14 protein-coding genes are annotated in these 12,335 nt (G+C 40.8%); 9 read left to right on the top strand and 5 right to left on the bottom strand.

All coding sequences use genetic code 11. From position 1 onward, the window contains the following. Nucleotides 1–87 precede the first annotated feature (87 nt). Both fumC and E5Y90_RS07560 read right to left on the bottom strand, forming a co-directional pair. Nucleotides 88–1,482: a class II fumarate hydratase gene (gene fumC, locus E5Y90_RS07555; protein WP_151203061.1), complete on the bottom strand. Its 1,395-nt coding sequence runs from the start codon at nt 1,480–1,482 to the stop codon at nt 88–90. A 136-nt stretch (nt 1,483–1,618) separates the two neighbouring features. Further along, on the bottom strand, nt 1,619–2,626 hold the full coding sequence (locus tag E5Y90_RS07560; protein ID WP_174659870.1) for an NAD-dependent epimerase/dehydratase family protein: 1,008 nt from the start codon (nt 2,624–2,626) through the stop codon (nt 1,619–1,621). Between the two features lie 70 nt (nt 2,627–2,696). Here E5Y90_RS07560 and tusD point away from each other — a divergent pair, with 70 nt between their 5' ends. From tusD to E5Y90_RS07585, 5 genes are all read left to right on the top strand, one after another. Next, entirely contained in the window at nt 2,697–3,065 is a 369-nt protein-coding gene (tusD, locus tag E5Y90_RS07565; protein ID WP_174659871.1) for a sulfurtransferase complex subunit TusD, read from the top strand. A 44-nt stretch (nt 3,066–3,109) separates the two neighbouring features. Continuing rightward, on the top strand, nt 3,110–3,460 hold the full coding sequence (locus E5Y90_RS07570; RefSeq protein WP_174659872.1) for a hypothetical protein: 351 nt from the start codon (nt 3,110–3,112) through the stop codon (nt 3,458–3,460). Between the two features lie 17 nt (nt 3,461–3,477). Continuing rightward, on the top strand, nt 3,478–3,762 hold the full coding sequence (locus E5Y90_RS07575) for a hypothetical protein (protein WP_174659873.1): 285 nt from the start codon (nt 3,478–3,480) through the stop codon (nt 3,760–3,762). 13 nt (nt 3,763–3,775) lie between these two features. Next, the gene (locus E5Y90_RS07580; RefSeq protein ID WP_174659874.1) at nt 3,776–4,087 is read left to right on the top strand and encodes a TusE/DsrC/DsvC family sulfur relay protein; all 312 of its coding nucleotides are present in this window, start codon (nt 3,776–3,778) and stop codon (nt 4,085–4,087) included. 1,063 nt (nt 4,088–5,150) lie between these two features. Beyond that, nucleotides 5,151–5,318, top strand: a complete 168-nt coding sequence (locus tag E5Y90_RS07585) for a hypothetical protein (RefSeq protein ID WP_174659875.1) — start codon at nt 5,151–5,153, stop codon at nt 5,316–5,318. 98 nt (nt 5,319–5,416) lie between these two features. On the opposite strand, the gene E5Y90_RS07590 is transcribed toward E5Y90_RS07585, so the two are convergent. Both E5Y90_RS07590 and ybaK read right to left on the bottom strand, forming a co-directional pair. Beyond that, nucleotides 5,417–5,605 (bottom strand): hypothetical protein, encoded by a 189-nt coding sequence (locus E5Y90_RS07590; protein WP_174659876.1) that lies wholly within the window; start codon nt 5,603–5,605, stop codon nt 5,417–5,419. A 461-nt stretch (nt 5,606–6,066) separates the two neighbouring features. Continuing rightward, entirely contained in the window at nt 6,067–6,534 is a 468-nt protein-coding gene (gene ybaK / locus E5Y90_RS07595) for a Cys-tRNA(Pro) deacylase (protein WP_174659877.1), read from the bottom strand. A 927-nt stretch (nt 6,535–7,461) separates the two neighbouring features. Here ybaK and aroQ point away from each other — a divergent pair. Genes aroQ through accC form a run of 3 tightly spaced genes read left to right on the top strand, consistent with a single transcriptional unit; the run spans nt 7,462 to nt 9,745 of the window. Then, nucleotides 7,462–7,917 (top strand): type II 3-dehydroquinate dehydratase, encoded by a 456-nt coding sequence (gene aroQ / locus E5Y90_RS07600; protein WP_174659878.1) that lies wholly within the window; start codon nt 7,462–7,464, stop codon nt 7,915–7,917. A 16-nt stretch (nt 7,918–7,933) separates the two neighbouring features. Beyond that, nucleotides 7,934–8,353: an acetyl-CoA carboxylase biotin carboxyl carrier protein gene (accB, locus tag E5Y90_RS07605; RefSeq protein WP_151203051.1), complete on the top strand. Its 420-nt coding sequence runs from the start codon at nt 7,934–7,936 to the stop codon at nt 8,351–8,353. An 18-nt stretch (nt 8,354–8,371) separates the two neighbouring features. Continuing rightward, complete coding sequence (gene accC, locus E5Y90_RS07610) at nt 8,372–9,745, top strand: acetyl-CoA carboxylase biotin carboxylase subunit (protein WP_151203050.1); 1,374 nt, start codon at nt 8,372–8,374, stop codon at nt 9,743–9,745. A 51-nt stretch (nt 9,746–9,796) separates the two neighbouring features. Here the strand turns inward: accC and E5Y90_RS07615 are convergent, their stop codons facing one another. Further along, on the bottom strand, nt 9,797–10,240 hold the full coding sequence (locus E5Y90_RS07615; protein ID WP_171480671.1) for a hypothetical protein: 444 nt from the start codon (nt 10,238–10,240) through the stop codon (nt 9,797–9,799). 602 nt (nt 10,241–10,842) lie between these two features. Here E5Y90_RS07615 and E5Y90_RS07620 point away from each other — a divergent pair. Beyond that, nucleotides 10,843–12,333, top strand: a complete 1,491-nt coding sequence (locus tag E5Y90_RS07620; protein ID WP_174659879.1) for an amidase — start codon at nt 10,843–10,845, stop codon at nt 12,331–12,333. Nucleotides 12,334–12,335 lie beyond the last annotated feature (2 nt).

Here is a 12,335-nt window from a genome sequence, read left to right on the forward strand (position 1 = left end):
AAGTCTGGACGAGATAAAAACTACTGCTGAGCCATCCACGTTAAAACAATAACAAAGAGTATGAAAATAAGCTGCCTCAACAACTTATTATTTTATATTTGGAGAAACCATATTTTCAGGACGAACTACTTCATCAAACTGTTCTTCCGTCACTAAACCTAACTCTACTGCCACCTGTTTTAATGTTTTTCCTTCTTTATAAGCTGTCTTGGCTACCTTGGCTGCATTTTCATAACCAATCACCGGGTTTAATGCGGTCACTAACATCAACGAATCATGCAGGAAATGATCAATTCTCTCATGATTCGGCTCGATGCCTACGGCGCAATGGTCATTAAAACTATTACATGCATCTCCCAGAAGTTGAATAGACTGTAATAAGTTATAGGCAATTACCGGCATAAATACGTTTAATTCAAAATTACCCGAAGCACCGGCAATATTGATGGTCGTATCATTCCCTAAAACCTGAGCAACCACCATGGTCATGGCTTCACTTTGAGTTGGATTAACTTTACCCGGCATAATGCTTGAACCCGGTTCATTTTCCGGAATACGCAATTCACCTAAACCACAACGCGGCCCACTGGCCAACCAACGAATGTCGTTAGCGATTTTATTCAGACTGACTGCAAGCGTTTTTAAAGCACCTGAAGCAAATACTGCTGCATCGCGGCCCGCCAAGGCTTCAAACTTATTCGGTGCCGTGACAAAAGGCAGATCTGTTAATTGAGCTAAAGTCTTTGCCGCTTGAACTGCATAATCTGGATGAGCATTGAGTCCCGTACCTACGGCGGTACCACCCAATGGCAATTCATATAGTCCGAGTAGTGCTTGTTCTAAGCGTAAAATTGCATGATCCAGTTGCGATACATAGCCACTAAACTCCTGGCCCAGTGTTAAAGGCGTCGCATCCTGAAGATGGGTACGGCCAATTTTCACAATATCGGAAAATTCCTGAGATTTCGCATGCAAAGTATCACGTAAACGACTGACTGCCGGAATCAACAGCTCATTAATCTGTAAGCTTGCAGCCACATGAATTGCGGTCGGGAAAGAGTCATTGGTTGATTGCGCACGATTCACATGGTCATTCGGATGCACAGGTTTTTGTGCACCTAAAGGATTACCCAGCTTATGATTGGCAATATTGGCAATGACTTCATTACAGTTCATATTGCTTTGTGTGCCAGAACCGGTTTGCCATACAACCAATGGAAACTGGCTATCCCATTGTCCGCTAATGACTTCATCCGCCGCTCCTACTATATAAGTCGATAGCTCCTGAGGAATCTGCTTTAACTCTGCATTGGTTATGGCGGCAGCTTTCTTGACCAGCCCCATGGCACGAATCATGGCACGAGGTAAATGCTCCTGACCAATCTTAAAGTTTTGCAAGCTACGTTGAGTTTGTGCTCCCCATAGGGCTTCACTTGGGACAGCGACCTCTCCCATCGTGTCATGTTCAATACGTGTTTCCATATTTAATCTCAACTTTATTTTGCATATTGCCAGTAGTTTTCTTATCTAAAATAAAGATATTTAAAGATATTTAAAGATATTTATGGTTATTTTAATCAGCTTAAGCACTCAAGTAAATGATAATTATTATCAAGTACTATCCTCTTAAGGTGTTTTGATAAAATAACCATTCATCCTCCAGCATTTTGCTTAAGCTATGCCGAGGCTGCCAGTGCAATAATTGCTGAGCTTTGGTGGTATCTGCACCAAGTTGATCCAGCTCGGCATGAGGATATGGCAAAGCATCTATTGTAGGAATGGTGGATTGAGTCACCTCTGCAACCTGATCCAGCAAGTTTTTAATTGAGACCAGTTCACCTGCAATATTAAAAGCCTCACAACATAACTCTTGCTGCTGTGACAACCATTGCAAAGATTTAATAACCGCATCACACCCATCCATTACATGCAGAAAACTTCGCTCTACGGTCTGGTCTGCTGTCATGGCCTGACGGCGTAATTCCAGATATTCTCGCTGATGTGCTCCTACCTGCATCGCCAGAGGTACAATATTTTTCGGTAAAGGTGGAATCCATTCACCTAAAATCCCGCCTTCAAAGGCACCAGCAATATTGGAAAGTCGCAAGATCGCAATTCGCCATTCATTATCGGTTTTGGCAGTATCCCGAATAATTTCCTCTACCATCTGTTGAGATTTAATATAAGGATTGGGATAAGTATAATTAAAAGGCTGATCTTCATGCAGATCGGGTGCTGAATGGCCATAAACGGCTAAACTGGACAAATGCACCAGATGCCGTACACCGGTACGCTGCATTGCCCGCATCAGACTCATAATACAGCTGACATTATCATTATAATAATCAAGAGGCTTTAAGACTGATTCTTCCATTGATTTAAAACTTGCAGTATGAATCACAGCCTGTATGGAATGCAGTTCAAATACTTTATTTAAGGTAGGGGTATTACGAATATCAATTTTAACAAAAGGCACATATCGACCAGAAATATATTCAAGACGCTCCAAAGTCTGCAAACTGGCATTGGCCAGATTATCAACCACAATCACCTCTACACCTTGTGCAAGCAGACTTAATGCAATGTGTGAGCCTAAAAAGCCTAAACCACCCGTCACTAAAATCATTTATACTACCTACTTTCTGATGTAGCCAAGATCAATTCGTTGATGTTGATCAAGCCTGTAGTGAATTTCGATGAGCACTTTAATTCTTGTTACCTCCGCACCGACGTCTATTTATGCCTGGCATGCTTTGGGGCTTGCTCAGGCATTACAGCAAAAACACGAAAAATTTCGCGTATTCTTTTATCAGGACGGTGTCTCGGTCGCGAATGCATTGCAATGGGTACCAGATGACCAGCGCAACCTTTCACGCGCCTGGCAAGATCTGAAAATCCGCTTGCCTGTATGTGTCAGTGCCGCCTTGGCACGTGGAATTACAGATCAGGACAATGCTCAACGTCACAATATTCAACAACATAATCTTGCAGATAGTTTTGAATTGGTCGGTTTAGGTGAGCTTGCCGATGCGGTTCAGTCCTCACAACGTCTTATTCAATTCTAGATGCTTCATTTTTCAGGATGTGTTGCTTTTAAAAGGAATCTTGTGTGAAATCTGTACTTGTTATATTAACTCAAGCCAACTTAAACAGCTTGCAGGTGCATGAAAGCCTGTCTGCAACCATGGTACTGGCCACCTTTGGTTCAGAAGTTAAGATACTGCTACAAGGAGCAGCTTTAAGTTTGCTGCATGCCGACCAACAATTTGAACAGCGCAAACATGCCTTTAAACTGGCCTCTAATCTGGTAGATAGTTTTGAATTTTATGATCTAACACCGATTCTGGTAGAGCAGAAAAATCAGGATTCTCCTTTTGTGAAACACAGTGAGCAAGATATTGAGTTTATCGAGCTGAATCCAGAATTTATTCAAAACTTCGATCATGTTTTGTATTGGTAAGGAATAAGGATAAACTCATGTCAGAAAACACCCTTTACCTAATCCAGTCAGATTATGCAGCTACGGCGTCTATACTGGATCAGCTTGCTCAAGTTCATTCTCCAGATGATTCAGTGGTTTTGATGGGCGAATCGCTACTGTATGTAGAACACGACTTCTTACAGCAGTTGCCGCGCGTTTATCTACTTGAAAATGATGCTCAGATATTGGTTTCTCCGTTGCCAGAGCATGCCACCTTATTAAACTATGCACAATTTGCAGATCTATGTCTGGCGTTTAAGCGCTGTATTTCAATGAAATAATCATGAGCCTGATATGAATTTAGAACTGGATCAAGATGGTCACCTAGTCGACTATACCCTCTGGAATGAGCAAGTTGCCCAAGTACTGGCTGACAGCTTAAAACTTCAATTAACACCTTGGCACCTAGAAGTATTACAGGCAGTGCGCCAGTTTTATCAGCAGTTCGGACATTCTCCTGCTACCCGTCCTCTGATTAAATTTCTGATGAAAACAGTCAGTCCGGAAATTAACAATGCGCTGTTACAGGAAAAATTTAATACTGGACTGGTTGCACGCCATTTAAGCCGTCTGGCTGGCGTTCCAAAACCGGCCAACTGCTTATAAAAGACTACCAGCCCTGCTTTTAAATAAAACAATAAAGACCAAGCCTGCTATCGCGCGCTTTTTGTCTTAGCCTTCAAGCTGACGAATACATTATTTGCAGATTTAAGCTAATCCTTGTGTGAAGTAATTCCGTCTTATTTAAATAAGACGGTTGGAATACTGTCCTATTTTATCTTTTGAAAATATATTGGCCAAGAAGCCATAAGAGCATTCAACGTATAAGGGCTCAGATCACTGAGTATGCCTTAAAGATTAAGAGCACTTTTCAGTCAGTCTAGCCCTTTTAGCGATTAGCTCATTTCACAGCTCAGTGAAAAAGCGGTAGGTTTTACAATCTTCTTCTGGTTTATTCATGCTGGGGTCTGGATATAAATTTTAGGCATTAAAAAACCACCGCACAGGGTGGTTATAAAATACATACGTCAGATTAAAATAGGTATTGCTATATGAGCTCTTTGCAAGTGGGAAAAAATCATCATCCCAAAAATTAAAAACGTTAAAGCGATTGTAGTAGAGCTATATATTGGCATTTATTCACTTATCATCTGTATAGAGCTACAAGATACCCAAATGAAATTACAAAGGCAAACAATATATTATTTTTAAACAACTTTTTAGTGAAAAACCTTTCGAAGGAAGCTTGCTTAACCAAATGATTGCTCTACTGCGCAAATCATTATTAATATAACCACGACAACCAATACTGTCTCGATTTTAGCTATCGTAAAGCACTCGGATTCATTGAGAATATATTTTAATAGTGATTTGAGATTACATTCTACTAATCTCTTCTTGGATTTTATCGTAGTTAACCCTGGTTATACGCATTTCTATAATTTTCGATTAATCTATATCTAGGAGAGGGCTTTTTTAATACTGGAAGAACTAACATTTCGTTAAGCAACTCTACAAAAAATTTCACCCGAAAATCATTCTTACGCAAATCTAGATCCCTATAACTCAAGACTTGACTGTCTTACATATCCCGACAGAGTTGCTACATTAGTAATTTAAGCCATTCTCTACACTGAATTTAAGTTTTAGAAACGTAGAGGAAATTCAAATGAAAAAGTATTCGACAGTTCTATTACTCACCCTATCAGGTTTGATCGGAACAGCTGCTATTGCATCAAAACCCCCAATAGAAGCCACCGCTGCCGCTGAAGCACAGCAAGTTGCTTTAGAATATGCCAGAGAGCAAGCAAAGACCTCAACATCATCTGATGAATAGAATGTAGCCCTCAAATGAGGGCTTCTTTTCCTGTAGTCTGGACTAAGAGGGAAAAATCCAAAACCCTGCAGAAAACCACTCTAGAGAGTGGTTTTGTTTTACCTGACTTCAAGTTCTTTATGCTTCCAAGATCGATTACTATCGTATGAAAAGCTCATGTTGTCAGACTCATAAGTTTTTTCTTGACGATTAAGCTTTTCAATCATTTCAATCAGAGTACCACCTCCATGGGCCTGCTCTTTGTAAAGTGCTCTCAAAACAAGTTCGGCAGGCTTTCCGATAGCCACTCGATCACTCTCCCAGTTGCGAACTGTGGATTCATTAACACTTAATATACCTGCTAGATTCTTTTGTGAAAGGTTTAGCTCTATCAAAATCTAAGACAAGACCAAAAAAAAGGCACTAATGCTCGATCTGATTCTTTAGTCATGATAAAGCCTGGCCAGAGATTTCATATTGACCCAATCCTTCATAGATCAATAGGAGGAAAGCTCACCCTAGTCACCATCTTCTGCGTCGTTAAGCCTATTGAGAACTCATCAGGCAGAATGATCTTTTTACTGTGAGCGTACCGAAGTGCTTCAAGAAATGTGACTGGTGGCATAATTAGCGCCAAAAAACTCACCAAAGTAAATTCTATCCCTGTAAATCGAGCACCAAATCATTAAGAAGCAGGCATTTCACTATGTGAGTATCATTATGAGTAACCTTGAAAACCAAGAGCCAAATTTCAATTTTTAAAACTTAATTATTCATCTACAATATCGGCAAATTCTGCCCCTAAAATCCGTGCTAAATCTTGCGGATTTATCCCAATATCAAGCCCCCTTTTCCCACCGCTTACATACATTTTTTCAAGCTGGCTTGCACTAATACAAATTACTGTTTTTAAGCGCTTTTTCTGACCAATAGGACTAATACCACCGACCATATAACCCGTTAAGCGTTCAGCATGTTTAGGATCTGCTATTTGCAGCTTTTTGCAACCTAAAGCTGCTGCTACTTTCTTCAGATTTAACTGATAATGTACAGGTAGAATTGCGACAAAATATTGTTTCTCATCGGTTACCAATAAGGTTTTAAAAACTTCTGCAACAGCAAGCCCTAGCTTTTCGGCTGCTTCCAGACCAAAACTTTTGGCCTGTGGATCATGCTCATATTCATGGATGCTATATGGGATTTTTTGTGATTTAAGCAGTTTACAGGCTGGTGTCATGGTATTTTTTGAAAAAATAAAACTTAATTATAGCGCTACTCCAGGCCTAGCTTGAAGTGCATGAATAATGTCTTAGTATATTTTGCTTTAAATACAAGCAATAAACTAAAGGAGAAAGTCTTTAACCACTATATAGCAATGTATAAGAAGCTGGCATCACCTGATATTTTGCACATTTCTGCCACTTGAAAAACGCCGATATTTTATACTTCCACACTATCAAACTGATCAGTTGAGTCAATTGCCGAACCTGGTTTACTTGATTATCAGTGCCATATATCAGCACTAAATGACTGCCTTTTTAATTTTTTAAAAGTTTTAAGCTCTCTACAAAGATTTCTGTTTCAAAAACCTTTTCTAGATTTTGCGTTTATAAAATTTCAGGAAATATAAGTAAAATATAACTTTCCCTCAGCATGCTCAACACCACCAAGTAAGAATTATTATCAGATAAAACAACTAGTTTTCTTTATTTTCTTAAACTTAACTGGTTGACATAAAGCGTTAAGAATAGGATGCTGTTTAAAATTTTTAACAACGACTCAGTTTATAAAACCTCAGTGGTTTAGAACTGGCCTAGATTTAAAATCAACCCTGAATTTTTAAGCCAAAAAATTTTAAGAACTTGATCAATACAACGCTTGAGTCCATGAATAAGATTGTATGAAGACAAGATTACACAAACAATATTAACTGTTTTTGCCAATCAGGTTTACAATAAAAAAAATGAAGATTGACCTAGATTTGTAAGTTTTTAACATTGTCAAATCCTTGCAAAGTTTTCATTATATGCCCACTGTTCGGCACACACTTTCTACGTCAATTCAAAGAAATTATAAAAAAAATGTGGGAAATCATGCCATAATAGACAAATTTTGCAGTGATCTTGCAAACTTGTCCTGATACTTTTCAATTGGAGCACGTTAGATGAATTCGACCATTCTGGTTATTCACGGACCGAATTTAAATTTGCTAGGAAAGCGCGAACCGGAAGTTTACGGTCATCTAACATTAGACGATATTAACCAGCAACTGGTGGCTCAGGCTCAATCAGCTACTTTACAACTCGACACCTTCCAGAGCAACTGGGAAGGTGCCATTGTTGACCGAATTCACCAAGCTCAACAAGATAATGTCGAATATATCATTATTAATCCGGCTGCCTTGACGCATACGTCTGTTGCCGTGCGTGACGCCCTTCTGGGTGTGGCGATCCCTTTTATTGAGGTGCACCTGTCTAACGTCCACGCGCGTGAGGCATTTCGACACCATTCTTACCTCTCCGATAAAGCAGTCGGAGTGATCTGTGGCTTGGGTGCTAAAGGCTATACAGCTGCACTCGACTATGTCATTGAAAAAATACAATCTTCTAAGCAATCTTAATTAGGAATACTGTCTCATGGATATCCGTAAAATCAAGAAACTCATCGAGTTGATGATTGAATCTGACTTACAGGCGCTCGAAGTTAAAGAAGGTGATCAGTCGATTGCTTTAACTCGTCGCAGTCCAGTGGTTGCAGCAGCTGTTCCTGCAATGCCTGCCCCGGCGGCTGATGTTGTTCCGGTGACCAAATCTCCTCGTGGTGCAGTCGAAACCTCTCCAATGGTTGGCGTGTTCTATGCAGCTCCTAGCCCAGGCGAAGCACCTTTTGTCAAAATCGGTCAAACTGTATCTGCGGGTGAAACGCTGGGTATTATTGAAGCCATGAAAATCATGAACCCGATTGAAGCAACACAAAGCGGTGTGATTGAAGAAATTCTGGTAAAAAATGGTGAAGTGATTCAATTTGGCCAGCCACTTTTCCGTTACCGCGCTTAATCACCTCGGGGATTTATAATGTTGCAAAAAGTTTTAATTGCAAACCGTGGTGAAATTGCCTTGCGCATCACACGGGCTTGTAGAACTTTAGGAATTAAGACCGTCGGTGTCTATTCAGATGCAGACAAGGATCTGATGCATTTACGTTTCTGTGATGAAGCCGTATGTATAGGTCCAGGTGCAAGTAGCGATAGCTACCTGAATATTCCTGCGATTATTACTGCTGCGGAAATTACTGGCGCGGATGCGATCCATCCTGGTTATGGTTTTCTGGCTGAAAATGCTGAATTTGCAGAAATCGTTGAAAGTTCTGGTTTTATTTTTATCGGTCCACGTCCTGAACATATCCGCTTAATGGGTAATAAAGTATCAGCCATTACAGCAATGCGTAAAGCAGGTGTACCAACGGTTCCCGGCTCTGCTCATGCAGTGACTCCACAAAATGCGCTGGCTGAAGCCAAAGAAATCGGCTTCCCGCTGATTGTTAAGGCAGCATCTGGTGGTGGTGGTCGTGGTATGCGTATTGTAGAGCGTGTCGATACCCTACTGGAATCTGTACAGGCTGCGCAGCGTGATGCTGAAATGTGGTTTGGTGATGATACGGTTTATATGGAACGTTTCCTGCAAAAACCGCGTCACGTCGAGATTCAGGTCTTGGGTGATGGGAATGGACATGCAGTTCATCTGTATGATCGTGACTGTTCATTACAACGCCGTCATCAAAAGGTTCTGGAAGAAGCTCCAGCACCTAACCTGCCAGAACAGGCACGTGCTGACATTCTGGAAGCCTGTGTCAATGCCTGCAAGATGATGCAATACCGTGGTGCAGGTACATTCGAATTCTTGTTTGAAGAAGGCGAATTCTTCTTTATTGAAATGAATACCCGCGTTCAGGTTGAGCATCCTGTGACTGAAATGGTGACAGGGATTGATATAATCGAGCAGCAGCTTCGAATCGCGGCTGGTCTTGGCCTCGATATTCAACAAGAAGATGTGCAGGTAAAAGGCCATGCGATTGAATGTCGTATTAATGCCGAAGATCCTTCAACCTTTATGCCTTCTCCAGGCAAGATTGAAACCTTCTATGCCCCAGGAGGCGCCGGTATCCGTTTAGATTCGCATATCTATCCAGGTTATAGTATTCCGCCCTACTATGATTCCATGATTGCCAAGCTGATTGCACATGGTAAAGATCGTGAAACATCATTGGCACGAATGAAAAATGCACTTGAAGAAATGATTCTGACTGGTATCAAGACCAATATTCCTTTGCATAAGGATTTGATTTTGCAAGATAAGAATTTCTCTGAGCAGGCAATGGATATTCATTATCTGGAAAAGCATTTGCTTAAGCAACTTGAAGGTGCAGAAGAAAAAGAAGCTGCTTCTTGATCTGTAAAGACCTATTAAAAAACCGCTGAAATTCAGCGGTTTTTTATTTTCTTATGGCAAAACCCGTCTTAATACGGCGAAACACTGTTCTGCTTTTTCATTGGCACAGAAATTGATGGTATAGGGATTTTTCCATTGTACAAAATATTGTGAAACTTCCCCGGACTGATCCACCTGGTTACCGGAACAGTCCTTTTCATTATTGTCATAACGTACCTGCAAGATTAAAGCCGGAATCTGTTCTGCAGGATTCTGGGCAGGCTGATAATCGTAAAGTCCTGAAGTCCACTCCTCTCCACTTTTAATAATCACGCTATTATTTGATTTAAAATTATAATATTCGATACATTTTTTATTTTTTGGAATTTCCATTCCCCATAACCCCACAATTTCGGGACGGGTATTGACTGTAAAAGTATTCGGAATTTCAGCGGATTTGATCGTCGTATCAGAGGCACTTTTATTCTCTGTTGCCATTAGCCAAGGTGAGGTCATGAGTAAGGCAAGGCTAAGACATATTTTTTTCATATTCACCAATATCATTTGAATAAATTTGTTCTAAGTTATCATATTTTAAGGAGATCGTATCTGAGTAAATCAAATAACAGGACCTAAGATACGAAAAATAAATTATTACCACGTTAACCAAAAATATAGATCTCTTTTCTTGTCTTTTTTGTATCTATTTTGTATGGATGATTTTAGAAAGACACGTGGGTTTTCGATCTATATTCAGTGATAAAACAGTTATTTAATCAAGCAACTACAATTAACAAAAGCTTATAAGGTTGGGCGGCCGTTATGATTTCACACTCAGGCTTGTAGTAGATATTTTCAAGGCAGATTTAATTAATTGAGTGTAAAGGAAGTGTCATTAGAGTATGAGGAAACCCCTGTAATCGTACAGACCGACTAAATTATATAAGCACATAACTCAATAAAGCCCCATGTTCTCCATCAAATGATAGAGTTTTATAGAGGCTGCTCTCTAAGCGTTAGCCTTAGTTCAGACACATTCCAATCATAATCAAGTGGGCTTGCATCCGCAATTGAAATGTTCTACAACCTTGAGACGCAACAAAAATTGAAGGAACACTATGAAATTTGAAGAATATTTACAATATGATGGTCTAGGGCTGGCCGAACTGGTTGCAAAGAAGCAGGTACATTCAAGTGAACTTTTGTCGATTGCACTGGAACGCAGTGCAGCAGTTAATCCCCTCTTAAATGCCATTATCATTCCCATGCATGAACATGCATTACAACGGACTCAGCACAAGCTGACAGGGCCTTTTGCTGGTGTGCCATTTCTGGTTAAGGACCTGTTCCAGGAATATGCAGGCTACCCAACGTCTTATGGCTGTCAGGGTATGAAACGTACTGGCTATATTGCCGATACCAATGCTGAAATTGTCAACCGCTGGGAAAAGGCCGGTATTGTCACCTTTGGCCGCACCAATACTCCCGAATTTGGCATTAAAGGGATTACCGAACCCGATGCCTGGGGAAGCTGTAAAAACCCATGGAATCTAAAACATAATAGCGGTGGCTCATCTGGAGGGTCGGCCTCTGCCGTGGCTGCCGGTATAGTCCCTATTGCTGGTGCTGGTGATGGTGGCGGCTCTATTCGTATTCCTGCTTCATATTGTGGTTTATTTGGTTTAAAACCAAGTCGTGGCCGTACTCCGTGGGGGCCGCAAATGAGTGAGGCCATGCATGGGGCAGCGATTCAGCATGTGCTCACCAAAACTGTACGCGATAGTGCGGCCATGCTGGATGCAACGCATGGCGAAGATCATAGTTCACTTTTCAAAATCCAGACTCCGCAGCAACCTTATCTGGAAGCCATCCAGCATCCACCCAAAAAACTGAGAATCGCTTTTAATACCCGTTCTACTATTGGTACTAGAGTTTCCCAGGATGCGATTCAGGCAATTGAACAAACAGCCCGCTTACTCGAATCGCTGGGTCATGAAGTCGTAGAAGATCAGCCGAATATTGATGGTATGCAATTGGCCAGAGATTTTATTACCACCTGGTTTAGTCAGTTCTCTTATATGCTGGATGAGATTCAAAAAAGTTATCCCTCCAAAACTGGTGATTTTGAACTGGACTCTTTGGCACTCGCAGCCTTTGGAGCCAAAACTACCGCCTTGGAATATATTCATAATTTAAATAACTGGGGACAATATGCGACTCAAATGAATCATTTCTTTGAACGTTATGATCTTTACTTGACACCTGCTACAGCGAGTGTCGCTCCTCAAAATGGCGAAGTAAAAATTCCGGGGTGGCAAAAACCCCTATTAAAGGCGCTCTTAGGCATGAAGAAAGCGCATTTGCTGGCACAAGGCAAACTGGTAGATCAGATTGTAAAAGAAAACTTGAAATGGGTTCCTTTTACCCAGCTGGCGAATATCACCGGACTGCCGGCTATGTCTGTACCTTTGTACTGGAATAAACAGAACTTGCCGCTCGGCTCACAGTTTATTGCACCTTTTGCTCGTGAAGATTTACTTTTGCAACTTGCAGCACAATTAGAGCAGGCACAGCCCTGGTTTGATCAATATGCCAAAATTCGTCTTTAAAG

The sequence above is a fragment of the Acinetobacter sp. 10FS3-1 genome (assembly GCF_013343215.1).
Lineage (GTDB): Bacteria > Pseudomonadota > Gammaproteobacteria > Pseudomonadales > Moraxellaceae > Acinetobacter > Acinetobacter lwoffii_C.